The sequence below is a fragment of the Nocardioides humilatus genome (assembly GCF_008373755.1).
Taxonomy (GTDB): Bacteria; Actinomycetota; Actinomycetes; order Propionibacteriales; family Nocardioidaceae; genus Nocardioides; species Nocardioides humilatus.
Map to the genome: position 1 here is coordinate 1381977 of NZ_VUJV01000001.1, position 16970 is coordinate 1398946.

Genomic DNA, 16970 nt, shown 5'->3' on the forward strand with positions numbered 1-16970 from the left:
AACGAGCCGTCAACCGGCAGGAGGAACGCCCATGCTGACCCGATCGATCTTCGACACCACGCATGACGATTTCCGCGCGAAGGTGCGGGCCTTCCTGCACGACGAGGTCGTGCCGGAATACGACGACTGGTGCACCGAGGGTCGCCCGTCGGCCCGCTTCTGGAAGGGCGTCGGTGCGCTCGGCGTGCTGGGCATCGGCGTCCCCGAGGAGTACGGCGGCCTGGCCGGGTCCGACTTCCGCCACAGCGTGGTGGTCACCGAGGAGATCCAGCGCCTCGGGCTGGCGATCGGCGGCCTGCGGGTCCACACCGACATCTGCGTGCCCTACCTGCTGCACCACGCGTCGGAGGAGCAGCGACGTCGCTGGCTGCCCTCGATGTGCGCCGGCGAGACCGTCGTCGCCCTCGGGCTGTCCGAGCCCGGCGCCGGCTCGGACCTCAAGGCGATGACGACCCGCGCCGAGCGCGACGGCGACCACTACGTCGTCAACGGAGCGAAGACCTTCATCTCCAACGGAGCCTCGGCCGACCTCCTCATCCTCGCCGTCAAGACCGACCCTGCCGCGGGCCGCGACGGCATCAGCCTGCTGCTCGTCGACACCTCCACGCCGGGCTTCGAGCGCGGCCGCAAGCTCGACAAGCTCGGACTCAAGGCCCAGGACCTCGCCGAGCTCTCCTTCACCGACATGCGCGTGCCCGTGGACTGCCTGCTCGGCGAGGAGAACCAGGGCTTCCGCTACCTGACCAGCAACCTCGCCCACGAGCGGCTCTCGATCGCGGTCAACTCGCAGGCCGCCGCGGCCGCCGCTGTCGCGTGGACGGTCGAGGACCTCGCCGGTACCGGTGCTGGCCAGGAGGCGAAATTCACCCTCGCTGCCTGCGCGACCGAGGTCGCCGCCGGCCAGGCGCTCATCGACCAGGCCATCACCCTGCACGTCGCCGACGAGCTCGGCGTCGCCGAGGCGGCCCTGGCCAAGCTCTTCTGCACCGAGCTGCAGGGGCGCGTGGTCGACCGCTGCCTGTCCGTCTCCGACCCGGCCACCGCCTACGGCAGCGACTCCAAGATCGGCCACGCCTACCTCGACGGCCGGGTGAGCCGGATCTACGCGGGATCGAGCGAGATCATGAAGGTGATCGTCGCCCAGAGCCTCGGGCTCTGAGCCTCACCGCCCGGCGAAGCGGGGGCTGCGCCGCTCCCGGAAGGACGCGACACCCTCGAGCAGGTCCTCGCTGGCGAGGGTCTGCTCCTCGTAGGCGAGGGCGAGGTCGACGACCTCGGCCGCACGCAGGCGCGAGACCTGGTTGAGGGCGCGCTTGGTCCCCTGGACCGCGAGCGGCGCCAGCGCGGCGATGCGGCGAGCGATCTCGAGCGCAGCAGGGTGCGCCTCGTCCGGGGACTCCACCAGGTCGGTGACGACCCCGAGCCGGAGCGCGGTCTCCGCATCGATCGGGTCGCCCGTCAGGAGGTGGCGCCGTGCGCGGGTCATGCCCATCGCCTCCGGCCACACCAGGCAGCCACCGTCGCCGGCGACCAGGCCGATCGCGACGTGGGTGTCGGCGAGCACAGCCGGCCGTGCGGCCACCACGGCGTCGCACAGCATCGCGACCGTGGCGCCGAGCCCGATCGCCGCGCCCTGCACCGCCACGACGACCGGTTGCGGGAGCGCGAGGAAGGCGTCGAGGAGGGCGCGAGCGTCGCCGATGATCGACCGTCGTACGTCGGCGTCCTTGTGCGCTGCCTCCATCAGCTCGAAGTCACCGCCGGCCGAGAACGCCTTGCCCGTGGAGGCCAGGACGACGGCGCGCACCGAGGTGTCAGCGGCGATGTCGCGGAGGGCACGGGTCAGCTCGTGGTGGAGCTCAGGGTCGAACCGGTTCATCAGCTCGGGCCGCGACAGCACGATCTCGCAGACCCCGTCATCGCCGGTGGTCAGCTGCAGCGTCTGGTAGCCGGAAGTCATCGCATGCCCCTTCGTCAGTGCCTCTTGTCGTCGTACCGCTATTATTGCGACACTAAGGATCAATAAGCAATCGCACCCGAGGAGCCCCATGGACACGACCGCTGGGATGCGCACCATCCCGCGTCACGAGGACTCCGACGACGCCTGGCGCGCCTGGGCCGACAGCTACCCGTCCTTTTCCTCGGCGGGACTCCGCTGCATCGAGATCGTCGGCCCGACGGCCGTCTTCGAGTTCTCGGAGACCGCCTTCCCTCTCAACCCCAACGGTGCCGTCAACGGCGGCGTCGTCGCGCTGGCCGTCGACCAGATCATGGGCGTGCTCGGCGCGCGGATCGCGCCGACCGGCTCGATGCCGGTGACCGCCGTGCTCCAGGTGCAGTACCACGCGCCTGCCCTGCCGCCACTGCGGATGGAGGCGCGCGCGATCCAGAACGGCCGGGCCCTGCAAGCGATCGAGGTCGTCGTCCACGACGCGCTCGGGCGCAGGTGCTCCACCGCGACGGGGACCATGGCGATCGGCCGCCTGGAGCAGCGGATCGCGCCGGCGGCGCGGGCGTGAGCCGGATCGAGGTCGCCGCCGGCGTCCACCTCTACGTGCAGGACCTCGGCGCCGACGACCACCGGCCAGCGGTCGTGCTCGTCCCCGGCTTCGGCATGACGCACGAGGCGTGGGACCGCCAGGTCCGGGTCCTCGTCGAGGCCGGCCACCGGGTCATCGCCATCGACCAGCGGGGACACGGTCGCTCCGACAAGCCGCTCAACGGGTACGACGTCGCAAGGCTCAGCGACGACCTGCTCGCCGTCCTCGACCGACTGGGGGTCGAGACGTGCTCGCTCGTCGGCTGGTCGTTCGGCGGCCAGGTCGCCTTCCGTACGGCAGCCCTGCACCCGGACCGCGTGCACAAGCTGGTGCTGGTCGGGTCCAACGCGGTCCGCGCGAGCCGGAGCGAGGAGTTCCCCTTCGGCCGTCCGCCCGAGCCCACGATCGAGGCCATGGTCGCCATGGAGATCGACGACCGCTTCGCGGCCCGCCGTACGACGATCAGCAGCGGGTTCGGCACCACGCCCGACCCGGCTGTCGTGGACTGGATGACGGCGCAGTCGCTGCAGATGCCCTCCTGGGCCGCGATCGCCTGCTACCACTCGATGCTCAGCACGGACCAGGTCGCCGACCTGCCCCGGGTGACGATGCCCGTCCTGCAGGTGATCGGCGAGACCGACCCCGTGCACTCGGCCAAGGGGGCCGCCTGGCTCGTCGAGCGGCTGCCCGACTCCCGCCTGGTGACCCTGCCCGCCTGCGGGCACTACCCGATGTTCGAGGCCCCGGCCGCGCTCGACCAGCACCTCGTGGACTTCCTCGCCCCCTGAGGGCCCCGAGGCCCGTCCAGGTCAGGCGTCAGCCCGGCTCCGTGCCCTCGACGATCTGGACACTCAAGGCACGGTGCACCTCATAGCTGATGCAGCCCATCCAGATGGCGAAGGCCGCGAGGGGGATGTAGATGCCGACGATGCCGTTCCACGCAAACGGCCCGTCCTTGAAGAAGAGCACCAGGCCGGCCGGCGTGATCAGGATCGCCGCCCACGCGGTCAGGTAGCCGAGCCAGCGCGGCAGGACCGGCTCCGGCCGTCTGTCGATGAAGATCGCCGCGACGATGCACCACATCTGCATCCACAGCGACCAGATCACGGTCACGAACAAGATCCATCCCACGTCGTGCAGCGCTTGGGTGACGGCCGGCGGGCGGTCGTCATACCGGAACGCGGCTGCCATCCACACGCCGATCGGGGTGATGAACTCCAACGACAACAGGCCGCACGACACCAGCTGGGTGGCGGCGAGGATGCGAGCGCCCTCGATTCGCTTGAGCTGGCCCGAGATCGCGGCGGCCCACGGGACCAGGAGGGCGGAGGCAGCCATCACGATGACGAGCCCGATCCGGATCAGCGTGGGGTCGTCGGCGTACAGCCGCTGGATCTCCTCAGCGCTCGCGCTCGGCGCGGACGGCGGAAAGAAGCCCATCACGAAGATGAACGTGGCGAACCAGATGACCACCATGAGGGGTCCGGTCCAGATCAGGACGCGGTGCACGCGAGCTTCCATGGGATGGGTTCCCCTTCCAGGGGTGGACAGCCACTTGATTTGAGATCAGACTATTCACAAATACGACAGTTGTACATCTGTTGTCCAAATGTCGCCCGCCCGATCGGAAGGTCATCGATGGCAGAGAGCTACGACTTCGTCGTGATCGGCGGCGGGCACAACGGGCTCAGCGCGGCCTGCACACTGGGCGCGGCCGGCGCCTCGGTTCTCGTCGTCGAGCAGCGCCCCGTGCTGGGCGGGCTCTCGGCAAGTAATGCCTACCTGCCCGCGGCGCCCCAGCACGTGCTCAGCCTCGGAGCCATGGACGACATGTTCATGTCGTGCACCTCGATCGTCGACGACCTGCAGCTGAGGCGGCACGGGTTCCAGACGATCACCGTGCCCGCGCCGTATGGGTGGATAGGGCCCGACGGCGAGACCCTCCTGCTGTTCGCCGACCTCGACCGCACGCTGGCAGAGGTGCGCCGCTTCTCGCCGCACGACGCCCGGGCATACGCCGACCTGCAGCCTGCCCTCTCCTGGATCTTCCGCGCGCTGGTCACCGTGATGTCGCGCCACCCCGCCGAGCTGCCCAAGCGCGAGCTCGGGAAGCACCTGCTGAAGCTGGCGCCCGACCGTGCGATCCGGCGGCGACTCGGCCAGATCATGACCAGCAACCTCGTCGAGCTGATGGCCGAGTGCTTCCGTAGCGACGCGATGCGCTCGCTCGGCACCTATTGGGGATCGATGATCGGTCCGATCGACGCCGACGGCGGCGGGTTCTACTGCGTCGGGCTCGCGGCCGTGCACAGCCGGCCGGGCGTGCAGCGGCCGCGGGGCGGGATGCGGTCGATCGTCGGCTCGCTCGAATCGCGCGCCCGGTCTCTCGGCGTGCAGGTGCGGACGTCCTGCGGCGTGGCCGAGGTCGTGGTGGAGGGTGGCGAGGCCAGCGGCGTCCGACTTAGCGACGGAACGGTGGTCGACGCGCGGCGCGGGGTGCTGGCCGCCGTCCCTCCCCAGACGGCGTACGGGCCACTCCTCGCGGAGGGTGTCCTTGACTCCAACGTGACGACCAAGGTCGCGATGATGCCGGCGAGCGGCAACAACTCCGCCACCTTCAAGGTCGACCTCGCCGTTGGCGGGCGGGTGAGTTTTCCGGTCGCGCAGGCGCGGCGCGACCGGCTCGACGGGCACGACCTGCGCACGGTCTCGCTGATGACCGGCACCTTCGGCGACCAGATCGAGCAGCTCGCGTTGATCCGCCAGGGGCGCTCGCTGGCCGCGCCGCCGTCGTACCTCGCCGTGCTGTCGGGCCTCGACCCCACCGTCGCCCCACCCGGACAGGACGTCGTCTACCTCGCCTCGAACGTCCCCGCCCAGCCCCGCGAGGACTGGGCCGACGTCCGGGACCGGTACGCCGAAGGCGTGCTCGCCACCGCCGGCACCCATCTGTCCGGACTGGACGCCGAGATCGGCCGGGTCGTGACGTCACCTGCCGACTTCGGCGCGCAGTACGCCACCCCGAACGGGTCGTACTTCCACGTCGACATGACGCCGCTGCGGCTGGCCATGAACCGGCCCGCCCCTGGTCTCGGCGGCTACCGAAGCCCGGTCGCGGGATACTTCCACGCCGGCGCCGGCTCCCACCCCGGCGGCGGGGTGAGCGGCTGGCCCGGGCGGCTCGCGGCCCGGACCGCGCTCACCGATCGCTGAGGAGATTCCCGTGTACGACGTCCAGGCCGTCCTCGACCGGATCAACGAGCCCTCTATCCCGCTGCTGGTCTTCACCGCGATCGCTTGGGTGACCGGTTTCGTGCAGATCGTCCAGGCTTTCCGCTGCGGCCGCAGCGACCGCGTCCCCGCTGCACCGATCGGGATGACTGCCTTCCTGTTGGCGCACGATGGGACCTTCGCGCTGCACGCCGACTACTGGCTGCACGAGGTCGACGTCTGGTACTTCTCCATCTTCTGGGTCGGCATGGTGGTCTCGGTCGGCATCGAGCTGATGCTGGTGCGCCAGTACCTCGCCTTCGGCCAACCGCTGCTGGCCCCCGACCTGCCGCGCTGGATGTTCGTCGGCTCCTACCTTCTCCTGCAGGCGTTCGCCTTCGTCGGACTGTGGTGGCTGCAGTCAGTGGTCGACGATCCGCTCCGGCTCGTCAGCCTCGCCGCGACGCAAGTGGTCGCCGTGGTCTTCCTCGTTCCGTGGATACTGGCTCGCGGCAATGCACGCGGACAGTCCCGCGCTTTCGCCTGGGCGACCGTGCTCGGTCCGGGCGGCTTCGCGCTCGGCCTGTTCCCGTCACTCTCGCCTGAGCTGTTCGACAACGCGCACTTCTGGGCGCTGTGCGCCAGCCTGATGTCCTTGTCGATCGCCTACCTGCTGTTGCTCGAGCACCACCTGCGCAGGGACGCCGCCGCTCCCTGAAAGCGAGGTCACCTCGGCGACGTCAGAGACCGAGTGCGTCGGCCAGGACCCTGCGAGGCTCACTGACCGCAGCGGCGGTGGCGCGCACGAAGCGCGCGTCGCCGAAGGCGTGCGAGATGGGGTACTCGCGCATGTAGCCGTAGCCGCCGTGCAACTGCATCCCCTGGTCGACGACCTGGTCGTGGACCCGCTCGACCACGATCCGGGTGGCAGCGGCCAAGGCATCGGCGAGGTCGCCGTCGGCGAGCGCCGCAACAGCACTGTCGAGGAGCTGGTGCGCAGCCACCAGCTCGGCGCCGTTCTCGGCAAGGCGGAACCGGGTGTTCTCGAACGACGACAGCGGCTTTCCGAACACCGCGCGCTCCTGGACGTAGTCCCCCGTGAGCTCGAAGGCGGCCTGCGCCGCCGCCAACCCCACGACTGCGGACCACAGATCGAGCGAACGGGCTGCGAGCCCGGCCGGCTCGACCGGTGAGGTCGTGTCGAGCAGGTGGGGAGCCACCGTGACGTCCGCGACGGCTGCATCAGAGCCACCGAGCAGCGAGCACGTCACGTCGACCCCGACGGACTCCCGCGGCAGGACCACCACGGCGCCGTCGGCATCGACGACCACGAACAGGTCGGCCACCGCAGCACCGGGCACAGCTCGGGCAGACGTCGATCCCGACGACAGCACCACGACACAGCCGACCGACTCCCCCGCGGCAAGCGCCGTCAGGGCAGCAGCGACGTCGTCGCTCCACTCAGCGAGCGCCGCCAGCATCGGCAGGACGACGCCCAGCTGTCGGGCGACGACCAGCGCGAGGCCAGCCGCGCCGCTTCGAGCAAGCTCCTCGACCAGGACGACCGGAAACCGCGGGTCGTCCACACCGGCGCCGCCGAGCTCCTCGGGCACCGAGGTGCCCAGGAACCCCTGCTCGCCAGCGTTGGCGAACAGGCCACGGTCGAAGCGGCCCGCGGCCCGCCACCGGTCGAGGTCAGGAGTGACCTCGGCTGCGACGAACCGACGGACCGAGTCGCGGAAGGTTGCGTGGTCCTCGTCGTACCCGGTCCTGCGGACCAGCTCCATGTCAGGCCCGCTGGTCGAAACGACGACCGAGGTACTCCGACACGATGCGGGTGCGCTGCATCGCAGGCGTGCCGCCGGCGATCGCCCAACCGACCGCGTCGCGGTGCATGCGCTCGATCTCGTACTCCTCGGAGTAGCCGTAGCCGCCGTGGAGCTGGATCGCGAGGTCGGTGACCTTCTTGACCATCTCGTTGGCGAAGCACTTCGCGATCGACGCCTCGATCTGCTCCGGTGCACCGCTGCCGGCACCCATCGCAGCGCGGTAGATCAGGAGTCGCGCAGCGTCGACAGCGATGACCATGTCGGCGAGGCCGATCTGGATCGCCTGGAACTCGACGATGTCCTTACCGAACTGCTGGCGCTCCTCGACGTACTTCGCGGTGCGCGCAAGGGCCTCCTGCGCGATCGCCAGGCACATGGTGCTGTTGCCGAGCCGCTCGATCGAGAATGCGGTGAAGAGCTTGTTGAAGCCGCCCTCGGGGATGATCACGTTTTCCAGCGGCACCCGGACGTTGTCGAAGAACATGTCCGCCGAGCCGACGCCGCGGTGGCCCATCAGCTCCTCCTGCGGACCGAAGGTCAGGCCAGGGGTGTCCTTGTCGACGACGACCGCGCCCATGCCCTTGCCGCCCGGGGTGGCGCCGAAGCGGACGTAGACGAGGTACTGCTCGGCGACACCGCCGCCGGAGCACCAGCGCTTCATGCCGTCGATGACGACCTCGTCGCCCTCGATGCGGGCCTTGGTCTTCACGTCGGTGGCGGCCGAGCCGGCGTCCGGCTCGGAGATGCAGATCGCGATGACCTTCTCACCGGCGGCGACCGGAGGCAGGAACTTCTGCTTCTGCTCCTCGGTGCCGAAGAGGTGGATCACCCGCGCCGGGCCGGCCGAGGCCTCGAAGATCGGCCACGCGGCGAGCGAGTTCACCCGCGCGAACTCCTCCTGCACGATGAGGGCGTCGATGAGCGGTCGGCCACCGCCGCCGTACTCCTCGGGGATCGGCAGGGCCAGCAGACCGAGCTCGGCCAGCTTGCGGCGCTCCTCGACGGGGAAGTGCGTGCGGTTCTTGTCCCACTCGCGGGCGAGCGGTGCGTACTGGTCGCGCGCCACCTTGCGGGCGAGCTTGCGCAGCTCCTGCTGCTCGTCAGTCAGCTCGAACATGATGTGTGTCCTCTTCAGATTCGCTCGATGATGGTGGCGTTGGCCATGCCGCCGGCCTCGCACATGGTCTGGAGGCCGTAGCGGCCGCCGGTGGCTTCGAGACCGTTGAGCATGGTCGTCAGCAGCCGGGCACCCGAGGCGCCGAGCGGGTGTCCGAGCGCGATCGCCCCGCCCCGCGGGTTGAGGCGTGCGTCGTCGGCGCCGAAGTGCTTCGCCCACGCCATCGGCACCGGCGCGAACGCCTCGTTGACCTCGTAGTGGTCGATGTCGTCGATGGTGAGACCCGAGCGCTTCAACACCTTCTCGGTCGCCGGGATCGGGCCGGTCAGCATGGTGATCGGGTCGTCACCGGCAAGGCCGAAGGAGTGGAAGCGCGCCCGCGGCGTCAGACCCAGCTGGGCGGCCCGCTCCTCGGACATGATCAGGACGGCGGACGCGCCGTCGGTCAGCTGCGAGGAGTTCCCCGCGGTGATGTGCCAGCCGATCTCGGGGAACCGAGCGGCCATCTCCTCGGAGTAGAACGACGGCTTGAGCCCGCCGAGGCTCTCGACAGACGTGCCCGGCCGCGGCGTCTCGTCGACGGCCACGACCGTGCCGTCCGGGAGCACGACGGGGACGATCTCGCCGCTGGCGTCGGTCGTGCTCGCAAGGTCGTGGGACCGCGCCGAGAACTCGTCGAGCATCGTGCGGTCGAATCCGTAGCGCGCCGCGATGATCTCGGCGGAGATGCCCTGCGGCACCAGGCCCGGGGCGTAGCGCTCGGCGACCGACGGACCGAAGGGGTCCTGACCGATCCGCGCGGTGCCCATCGGGATGCGGCTCATGGACTCCACGCCGCAGGCCACCACGACGTCGTACACACCAGAGATGACGCCCTGCGCGGCGAAGTCGGCAGCCTGCTGGCTGGATCCGCAGGCCCGGTGGACCGTCACCGACGGCACCGACTCGGGGAGACCGGCCGCGAGCCAGGCCCAACGGCCGACCGGACCGGACTGCTCGCCGACCTGGCTCACACAGCCGGTGATGACGTCGTCCACGGTCTCCGGGTCGAGCCCGTTCCGCTCGACGAGCTGGCGCAGCACCTGGCCCAGCAGCTCGGCCGGGTGCAGGGCCGACAGCGAGCCGCCCGGCTTCCCATCCCGGGGGGCGCGACCGCGCCCGAGGGGCGAGCGGACGGCGTCGACGATGACAGCAGTACTCATGGTGCTCCTTGTGAAGGGGATCGGCGGTCAGGCCGTCGCGGTTTGAAGCAGCGCCTGGCAGGCGGCCGTGTCCCAGTAGTAGGCCTTCACCTCGGCGACGAGGCCGTCGGTGAAGGTCCACAGCTCGAGCGCACCGGAGTCGATGGCCGAACCGTTGGCCCGGAAGGCGAACGAGACCTGGACGGCGACATGGTCGCCGTCCTCCACGACGGTGAGGACGTTGAGCCCGTCCGGCCCGAAGGACGGGTCCGGGGTGGCAAGACCGGCGAACACCTTGCGCAGTACGGCGGCACCCTCGACCCGACCGCCGTAGGGCAGACCGGCCGGCCACTCGACGGCCGCGTCCTCGCGGAAGGAGGTGTCGATCAGCGCGACGAGCGCTTCGCCGTCACGGTTCTTCGCTGCCTCGTAGAAAGTCTCCACGACCTGGCGCGGCTCGACGCTCATTCGGTTCCTCCGGTCCACCCGATTAATGATCTTATCTGTCTCAGAATAATCAGGTGGACCGGCCGCCGTCAAAGACGGGTTCACCTACCGAGCGCGAGGACCTCGTCCAGACCCGCCTGCAGGCACTCCCAGAGCACCTCGGTGTCAGAGAAGACGTCGCCATCGACATTGACCCCGATGCAGCACACGCCCTCGTGCGTGCAGAGGGCCGCGCACATCGACGTGCCCGGAAGGGGCCCGAAGACGAACATCCGCTCGAACGGGACACCTGCCCAGTAGGTGCGGAACGGGACGCCCTGCCAGCTGCTGGTCGTCAACGTGGCTCCGGCGTTGAGGCCTGAGATCGCAGCCGCCACCAGCGGCGACGGTGCCAGGTTCATCAGCGGCGTCACCTTGTTCATGATGTCCAGCGCCGGTTCCTGACGGACGGCGAGCACCCGCTCGTGCATGGCCTGGATCCGCTCCGCAGGATCGGCGATGCCCGACGGTGCCGAGAAGAAGGCACCGGTGAACCGGTTGCCGCCCATCGGGTCGTCGTCGCGCCGCATCGAGACGGGCATCGAGATCGGGACGTCGCCGAGCGTGGCGCCGTGCCGGTCGTGATAGATCCGCAGCCCGCCCAGGATCGCGGACACGAACGCGTCGTTGACGGTGCCGTCGACCGACTTCGCAGCCTTCTTGAGGTCCGTCAGGTCGCACTCCAGGCTCCCGAAACGCCACTTCGTGCGCGGGCCGGGCACGAGCAGCTCGCTCGCCGCCGGCGGGGGCGGAGTGGCCACGCGCGGGACCGAGGAGAGGTAGGCGCCCGCACCCTTGAGGGTGCCGACCGGGTCAGCGGCGGCCTGGCTCAGCACCTTCGCACCGCCGCGCAGCAGACCGCCCACGGCCTCCGCCTGCCAACGCAGCCCGCGCCCGGTGGCGTCGCGGCGCGAGACCTGCGGCCGGTCGGCTTCGGTCGGCGCGCCGCTGTGCTCCTGGTCGGGCTCGCGGTCGAGGATCCGCGAGAAGAGCTGCGTGGCCGCGGCGCCGTCCATGAGGACGTGGTGCGCCTGGAGGAGGTACGCCGCGCGCCCGCCCTCGAGGCCCTCGACGAAGACAGCCGACCACGGCGGCCGCGACCGGTCGAGCGGCGTGACCGCCAGTCCCTGGGCATACTCGAGCAGCTCCGCCATGGTGCCCTCGCCCGGCAGCCGCACGCGGCGCAGGTGGTAGTCGAGGTCGAAGTTCTCGTCGGTGGTCCACATCGGCGGACCGGTCGGGACGAGCGGCTCGACCACCCGCTCCGCGAAGCGGGGTGCGAGCTTGATCCCCCAGCGGTGCGCGGACTTGATGCGTTCCCACGTCGGCGTCTCACTGAGGACGATGACCACGACCCCGGTCCAGGAGTCCGCGGGGGGTCGTTCGGTCCGCCACATCAGAGCGTCCAGCGGGTTGAGCTCGGGCTCTCCCCAGTGGATCAGCTCTGCGCGGCCCTGTGCGATCTCGTTCTCATCCAGCATTGCCGTCCCCATATCTGTTTGCCGCGTCGCCCTCTGCGCGCGGCGCCTCCCATGAGCGGGCCGACGCCCGATCCGTCGCCGGCCCCTTCCGATCGATCAGCTGCATGTCCAAGAAGTTGGTCGCGAGCGCGAGGAACTCCTCGGGCTGCTCGAACATCGCGCAGTGCCCCGCCTCCTCCATGACGACCAGGCGCGACTGCAGCAGGCTGCGGTCGAGCTGCTGGCCCGTCGCGACCGGCAGGATCCGGTCGTGACGGCCCCACACGAGCAGCACCGGCGCGGTGATCCGCCGCGGCTCGAGTGCCGCCAGCTGCGCGGAGCCGCGGCTCACCGCGTCCATGAACCCCGGACCGACCCGGCGCGGCATCATCCGTCGCAGCAGCTCGACCGGGACGTCGCGGCCCGAGTGGATCGCGGGCTTGGTCACCGCGCGGACAACGGCCGGCGTCGTCAACAAACGATGGGCACCCGGGATCGTGAGCACGGCGGCGAGGCACCAGAACACGACCCGGATCGCCCGCAGCCGCGCCGCCGACAGCTCGGCTCCGCCGCCGGAGACGAGCACCAGGCAGCGCACCCGCTCAGGCAGCGCGGCTGCGAACGAGAGCGCGACCAGCCCGCCCAGCGAGTGGCCCACCACCGCGACGCTCGGGATCGCGAGCTCGTCGAGCAGCACCTCGAGGGTCCGGACGTAGCCGTCGAAGGTGTCCGCCTCCGGCAGCGGGTCGGACCCGCCGAAGCCGGGGAGGTCCACCGCGATCACCCGGTGCGACTCGCTCAGCGCGGGGATGTTGGCCAGCCAGGTCTCCCAGGAGCCGGCCATCCCGTGCACGAGGAGCAGCGGCGGACCGTCGCCGTGGTCGACGTACTTCACCCGGCGACCGTCGACCGTCACCTCACCGAGGTGTCGACTCCAGTCGATCCCTCGCCAGGCCTCTGCGGTTCCCACAGACACTCCCCCTGCGTCGCACGATGTGTGGTCAATCATTTTCCAGCCTTTGCATCTCATTATCTAGTCCCTGCGTCACTTTTGGGATAGAAGTTCTCGAAAAGTCTTGATGCCAGTGCTTCCTGACGCACGACCGCTGGCCACCGGCTCGCTGGCCCTGTGGAGAACAGGTTGAACAGTCGGAGGCATCTGACAGGCTTGTTCGATGAACAACATTTCGTCTTCGCTCATCGACCCTCCCGAGGGATACGGCGACTGGCTCGCTGACCTCAAGACCCGCATCCACAGCGCCCAACAGCGCGCCGCACTTGCGGTCAACACGGAGCTACTGAAGCTCTACTGGCAGATCGGTAGAGACATCCTCGACCGCCAAGTCCATCAAGGGTGGGGCAGCAAGGTCATCGATCGACTTGCCCATGACCTTCGCGAGGCGTTTCCCGACGCACGAGGGTTCTCGCCGCGCAGCCTCAAGTACATGAGGGCCTTCACCGAAGCCTGGCCGGACTACGAAATTGTGCAGCAGGTTGCTGCACAAATTCCGTGGGGCCACAACATGGTCTTGTTGGACCGAGTCAAGACCACCGACCTCCGGGTTGCCTATGCGCGAGCAGCACTCGAACACGGCTGGTCACGGAACATCCTCGAGATGCAGATCGATGCACGGACGATCGAGCGGCAGGGCCGAGCCGTCGCCAATTTCGAGACAACGCTCCCCGAGCCCCAATCGGACCAAGCACGCCAAGCGTTGAAGGATCCCTACAAGCTCGACTTCCTCGGTCTGGGGAAGAAGGCCCGGGAGCGCGAGATCGAGCAGGCGATCGTCGACCACGTCACCCAGTTCCTCGTGGAGCTCGGAGCGGGATTCGCCTACGTCGGGCGGCAGGTGCACCTGGAGGTCGGCGGCGATGACTTCTTCGTCGACCTGCTCTTCTACCACCTCAAGCTGCACTGTTACGTGGCGATCGAGATCAAGGCCGGCAAGTTCAAGCCTGGCGATCTCGGCCAGCTGGGCTTTTACATGACCGCCATCGACGCCCAGGTCAAGGACGACATCGATGGCCCGACGATCGGCCTGCTGCTGTGCAAGACCAAGAATGAGATCGTCGCCGAATACGCCCTGCGCGACACCACGAGGCCCCTAGGGATTGCGGAGTACCAGCTCCTCGAGGCGCTGCCCGAACCCTTGAGGACGAACCTGCCGACCATCAAGCAGATCGAGCGCGAGTTCGGAGGGGACTGAACCCTCAGCCGCCCAGCTCGTCGTGGTGCTCGGCGACCCAGGCCGCGACTGACGCGCGCGAGGAGAAGCCGAGCTTGCGCAGGATGTTCTCGACGTGGGCTTCGGCGGTCCGGGTCGACAGCACGAGACGCTCGGCGATCTGCTGGTTGCTCAACCCCTCCTGCACCAGTACGGCGACCTCGCGCTCTCGCTTGGTCAAGGGAGTGGCACCGTCGGTCGCGCGCTGTTCCTTGCGTGCCTTGGCGGGCCGCGTGTCCTCGCCCAACGCGAAGGCCATGGCGGCCTCGATGCCCATAGCGGCACCAGCGCCCGCGGACTTCTCGTAGACCTCCTCCGGCTGCATCGATCGCGCGACCGCCTCGCTGTCGCGGCGACGTTCGGAGAAGTGCGGGAGGGTGCTGAGCGAGACGCCCAGCGTGTTCCAGACCGACCCGGCCCCGCCCAGGAGGGTGGCCGCGCGCTCTCCTTCGCCAGCGACGACCGCGGTCCAGCCCAGGAACTCCAGCGCCAAGGCGATCCCGAGCTGGTCGCCGAGCTGGCGCTTCATGCGGAGCGCCTCCTGCATCTGAGGCTGCGCCGCCTTCGCGTCGCCCTCGCCGAGGGCCAGCACGCCCAGGATGGCCAGCGCGAAGGACCGCATGTAGAGCTCTTCTCTCGGCTCGGTCAGAGCGAGGCAGCGCAGCTGCGAGGCGCGACCTTCCTCGATCTGCCCCGTGAATCCGCGGAGCATCCCGCTCACGACGAGGCCGAACGCCCGCGCGGAGAGCTCGCCGGTCTCCTCGAAGCCGGCGACGCTCGCCTCGATCTGTTCGACACCCCGCTCGGTCTCGCCCTGCCACGCAGCGAGCAGACCCTCGGCCATCTGGGCCTGCGCCTGCGTCTGCCGGTCCGGCTCCGTCCCGGGTGCGCCCACGAGGACACGCATGCCGTCGACCACGGCCGCCGCGGCGTCGAGGTCGACCTGGATCAGCGCGAACCAAGCCGCCACCCGGAGCGCCACCGCCAGACTCGGTACGTCGCCCTGCGGCGTCTCGGCGAGCGCCAGGTCCAGCCACCGCCGCGCCTCGCTGACCGAGCCCCCGGTGATCCAGAACGGTTCCAGAGCACTGAGGATCCGCAGTGCCTTGTCGGCGTCGGAGTGCTCGACCGAGTACTGGAGAGCGGCCCTGATGTTGGCGTAGTCCGCATGCATCTCCTGCAACCAGGCGACCTGCCGCGGCCCGGTCCACTCGGCCTCGAACCGCACGGCGCGGGCCAGGAAGTAGTCGCGGTGGCGGCGATGGACCTCGTCGATCCGGTCGGCGCGCTCGAGCTCGCGCTTGCCGTAGAGCCGCAGGGTCTCCAGCATCCGGAACCGCACGCGTCCGCCGTCGTCGTGCCTCCAGACCACCGATCGCTCCACCAGGGAGTCGAGGAGGTCGAGGAAGCCGTCGTCCGCGATGTCCCCACCTGCCACTGCCTCGGCGCCGTCATAGTCGAAACCACCCCGGAAAACCGAAAGGTCGACCCAGAGCCGCCGCTCTGCTTCCGAGCAGAGGTCGTAGGTCCAGTTGACGGACGCCTCGAGGGACCGCTGCCGGTCGGGGACGTTGCCCCGGAAGCCCCGGTTCAGCAGCTGGTAGCGGTCCTCGAGCCGATCCAGCATGGCCTGCGGCGAGAGCACCCGGGTCCGTGCGGCTGCTAACTCGAGCGCCAGCGGAATGCCTTCGAGCGCTCGACAGAGCTCGACGATCGACGCCGCGTTGCTCGCGGTCATCTCGAAGCCGGGATGGACCGCAGCGGCCCGGTCCACGAACAACGAGATCGACTCGTACTGACGCAGGCCGTCCGGCGGCGTGTCCGCAGCGGGTCCCGGCATCGTCAGCGGCGGCACCTGGAACAGGCTCTCCGAGGTGAGACCGAGCGCCCGCTGACTCGTCGTCAGCACGCGCAGTCCCGGGCAGGAGAGCAGGAGGTTCTCGACCAGACCGGCACACGCCTCGGCGAGGTGCTCGCAGTTGTCGAGGGTCAGCAGCGCCCGCTTGTCGCCGAAGAACTCGATCAGCAACCCCGGGTCGAAGTCGGCTGACTTCACTTGGAGCCCGATCGCGCGCGCGACGCTGTGGCCGAGCAGGTCGGGGTCCTGCACGTCGGCCAGCTCGACGACCCAGGCGGCGTCCTTGTAGACCCGAGCGAGGTCGGAGGTGACCCGTCGCGCCAGGCGCGTCTTGCCGGCGCCACCGACGCCGGTCAGGGTCACCAGCCGGTTGCCCTCGAGGAGCCGCTTGATGGTCTCGAGCTCGCGCCTGCGACCCACCAAAGGCGTCACGTCTACGACACGCCCCACGACCATGCGCCCATCACACACGTCGCACCGACGCTGTGCAAGCACGCTCACCGTGTGGTCAAGGAGCGGTTGCTCCCCGGATCTACGTAGCGGTCTACGTAGTCCTCACCATGTGGAGCCTATGACGGTCATCACAGACTTCCAGGCAGGCCGGATCACCCCATCCGCTCCCGACCCGGCCACCGAAAACAGACTGGAGATCGTCATGACTGCAGCGCTCACCGCCCCCGCTTTCGCCGGGACGCACACCTACCGCGACGACCTCACCGCGCCGACCCTGGTCGTCGTCCTCGTCGCGCCGCCGGCCAACCTCGCCGAGTGCGGCGCGGCGATCGAGCGGACCGTGCTCGCCGGCGCGGTCACCATCGCCTGCGAGGTCGACACCGCCGAAGACACGTTCGCGGAGGCGGTGTGCACCGTTCTGGGGGCAGTCGACGACGCCGCCTCACGCTTCCCGGACCTGCCGGTCGTGATCGTGGGCCACGCGGAGGCCGGGGACATCGCATCCCTCGCCGCCGAGGCCTGCGGTGACGAGATCGCCGGTCTGGTCCTGACGCACCAGCACCACGGCGCAGGGCCGGTGCGTCAGGCCGCCTAGGGAGGGCAGGTTG

At 69.6% G+C, this 16970-nt stretch carries 16 protein-coding genes; 7 read left to right on the forward strand and 9 right to left on the reverse strand.

Translation table 11 applies throughout. The annotated features are described in order from the left end of the window. The first annotated feature begins 31 nt into the window (after positions 1–31). On the forward strand, positions 32–1159 hold the full coding sequence (locus F0U44_RS06425) for an acyl-CoA dehydrogenase family protein (RefSeq protein ID WP_246160322.1): 1128 nt from the start codon (positions 32–34) through the stop codon (positions 1157–1159). Positions 1160–1162: 3 nt separating this feature from the next. Here F0U44_RS06425 and F0U44_RS06430 read toward each other — a convergent pair whose 3' ends face one another. Beyond that, the gene (locus tag F0U44_RS06430) at positions 1163–1960 is read right to left on the reverse strand and encodes an enoyl-CoA hydratase/isomerase family protein (protein ID WP_149727359.1); all 798 of its coding nucleotides are present in this window, start codon (positions 1958–1960) and stop codon (positions 1163–1165) included. Between the two features lie 88 nt (positions 1961–2048). On the opposite strand from F0U44_RS06430, the gene F0U44_RS06435 reads away from it, so the two are divergent. Further along, complete coding sequence (locus F0U44_RS06435; RefSeq protein WP_149727360.1) at positions 2049–2519, forward strand: PaaI family thioesterase; 471 nt, start codon at positions 2049–2051, stop codon at positions 2517–2519. Continuing rightward, entirely contained in the window at positions 2516–3328 is an 813-nt protein-coding gene (locus tag F0U44_RS06440) for an alpha/beta fold hydrolase (RefSeq protein WP_149727361.1), read from the forward strand. Before F0U44_RS06435 ends, F0U44_RS06440 begins: the two co-directional genes overlap by 4 nt. Before the next feature lie 28 nt (positions 3329–3356). Here F0U44_RS06440 and F0U44_RS06445 read toward each other — a convergent pair whose 3' ends face one another. Next, complete coding sequence (locus F0U44_RS06445; protein ID WP_149727362.1) at positions 3357–4061, reverse strand: hypothetical protein; 705 nt, start codon at positions 4059–4061, stop codon at positions 3357–3359. 117 nt (positions 4062–4178) lie between these two features. Between F0U44_RS06445 and F0U44_RS06450 the strand changes: the two genes are divergently transcribed. Next, positions 4179–5753 (forward strand): phytoene desaturase family protein, encoded by a 1575-nt coding sequence (locus F0U44_RS06450; RefSeq protein ID WP_149727363.1) that lies wholly within the window; start codon positions 4179–4181, stop codon positions 5751–5753. Positions 5754–5763: 10 nt separating this feature from the next. After that, positions 5764–6468, forward strand: a complete 705-nt coding sequence (locus tag F0U44_RS06455) for a hypothetical protein (protein ID WP_149727364.1) — start codon at positions 5764–5766, stop codon at positions 6466–6468. 22 nt (positions 6469–6490) lie between these two features. On the opposite strand, the gene F0U44_RS06460 is transcribed toward F0U44_RS06455, so the two are convergent. The 6 genes from F0U44_RS06460 to F0U44_RS06485 all read right to left on the reverse strand — a co-directional run bounded on the left by F0U44_RS06460 (position 6491) and on the right by F0U44_RS06485 (position 12793). After that, positions 6491–7537 carry an acyl-CoA dehydrogenase family protein gene (locus F0U44_RS06460; protein WP_149727365.1) on the reverse strand — a complete coding sequence of 349 codons (1047 nt, stop codon included), beginning with the start codon at positions 7535–7537 and terminating at the stop codon, positions 6491–6493. 1 nt (position 7538) lies between these two features. Further along, positions 7539–8696: an acyl-CoA dehydrogenase family protein gene (locus F0U44_RS06465; protein ID WP_149727366.1), complete on the reverse strand. Its 1158-nt coding sequence runs from the start codon at positions 8694–8696 to the stop codon at positions 7539–7541. Positions 8697–8710: 14 nt separating this feature from the next. Next, a complete protein-coding gene (locus F0U44_RS06470) occupies positions 8711–9898 on the reverse strand; it encodes a thiolase family protein (protein ID WP_149727367.1) in 1188 nt (395 codons plus the stop codon). A 27-nt stretch (positions 9899–9925) separates the two neighbouring features. Continuing rightward, on the reverse strand, positions 9926–10345 hold the full coding sequence (locus F0U44_RS06475; protein ID WP_149727368.1) for a nuclear transport factor 2 family protein: 420 nt from the start codon (positions 10343–10345) through the stop codon (positions 9926–9928). An 80-nt stretch (positions 10346–10425) separates the two neighbouring features. Further along, on the reverse strand, positions 10426–11844 hold the full coding sequence (locus tag F0U44_RS06480; protein ID WP_188113344.1) for a wax ester/triacylglycerol synthase domain-containing protein: 1419 nt from the start codon (positions 11842–11844) through the stop codon (positions 10426–10428). Further along, complete coding sequence (locus tag F0U44_RS06485) at positions 11834–12793, reverse strand: alpha/beta fold hydrolase (protein ID WP_188113345.1); 960 nt, start codon at positions 12791–12793, stop codon at positions 11834–11836. The genes F0U44_RS06480 and F0U44_RS06485 overlap by 11 nt, the downstream gene beginning before the upstream one ends. Positions 12794–12998: 205 nt before the next feature. On the opposite strand from F0U44_RS06485, the gene F0U44_RS06490 reads away from it, so the two are divergent. Continuing rightward, entirely contained in the window at positions 12999–14033 is a 1035-nt protein-coding gene (locus F0U44_RS06490) for a PDDEXK nuclease domain-containing protein (protein WP_149727371.1), read from the forward strand. Positions 14034–14037: 4 nt separating this feature from the next. Here the strand turns inward: F0U44_RS06490 and F0U44_RS06495 are convergent, their stop codons facing one another. Next, entirely contained in the window at positions 14038–16359 is a 2322-nt protein-coding gene (locus tag F0U44_RS06495; protein WP_188113346.1) for an ATP-binding protein, read from the reverse strand. A 121-nt stretch (positions 16360–16480) separates the two neighbouring features. On the opposite strand from F0U44_RS06495, the gene F0U44_RS06500 reads away from it, so the two are divergent. Further along, positions 16481–16957, forward strand: coding sequence for an alpha/beta fold hydrolase (locus tag F0U44_RS06500; RefSeq protein ID WP_149727373.1), 477 nt, complete (start codon positions 16481–16483; stop codon positions 16955–16957). The last annotated feature ends 13 nt before the right edge of the window (positions 16958–16970 follow it).

What these genes read in the sequence shown, in the direction of transcription:
- F0U44_RS06475 (WP_149727368.1), bottom strand. Translation starts at nt 10,345, where the DNA reads ATGAGCGTCGAGCCGCGCCAGGTCGTGGAGACTTTCTACGAGGCAGCG.
- F0U44_RS06490 (WP_149727371.1), top strand. Translation starts at nt 12,999, where the DNA reads ATGAACAACATTTCGTCTTCGCTCATCGACCCTCCCGAGGGATACGGC.
- F0U44_RS06425 (WP_246160322.1), top strand. Translation starts at nt 32, where the DNA reads ATGCTGACCCGATCGATCTTCGACACCACGCATGACGATTTCCGCGCG.
- F0U44_RS06460 (WP_149727365.1), bottom strand. Translation starts at nt 7,537, where the DNA reads ATGGAGCTGGTCCGCAGGACCGGGTACGACGAGGACCACGCAACCTTC.
- F0U44_RS06450 (WP_149727363.1), top strand. Translation starts at nt 4,179, where the DNA reads ATGGCAGAGAGCTACGACTTCGTCGTGATCGGCGGCGGGCACAACGGG.
- F0U44_RS06435 (WP_149727360.1), top strand. Translation starts at nt 2,049, where the DNA reads ATGGACACGACCGCTGGGATGCGCACCATCCCGCGTCACGAGGACTCC.
- F0U44_RS06445 (WP_149727362.1), bottom strand. Translation starts at nt 4,061, where the DNA reads ATGGAAGCTCGCGTGCACCGCGTCCTGATCTGGACCGGACCCCTCATG.
- F0U44_RS06430 (WP_149727359.1), bottom strand. Translation starts at nt 1,960, where the DNA reads ATGACTTCCGGCTACCAGACGCTGCAGCTGACCACCGGCGATGACGGG.
- F0U44_RS06470 (WP_149727367.1), bottom strand. Translation starts at nt 9,898, where the DNA reads ATGAGTACTGCTGTCATCGTCGACGCCGTCCGCTCGCCCCTCGGGCGC.
- F0U44_RS06480 (WP_188113344.1), bottom strand. Translation starts at nt 11,844, where the DNA reads ATGCTGGATGAGAACGAGATCGCACAGGGCCGCGCAGAGCTGATCCAC.
- F0U44_RS06465 (WP_149727366.1), bottom strand. Translation starts at nt 8,696, where the DNA reads ATGTTCGAGCTGACTGACGAGCAGCAGGAGCTGCGCAAGCTCGCCCGC.
- F0U44_RS06500 (WP_149727373.1), top strand. Translation starts at nt 16,481, where the DNA reads ATGACGGTCATCACAGACTTCCAGGCAGGCCGGATCACCCCATCCGCT.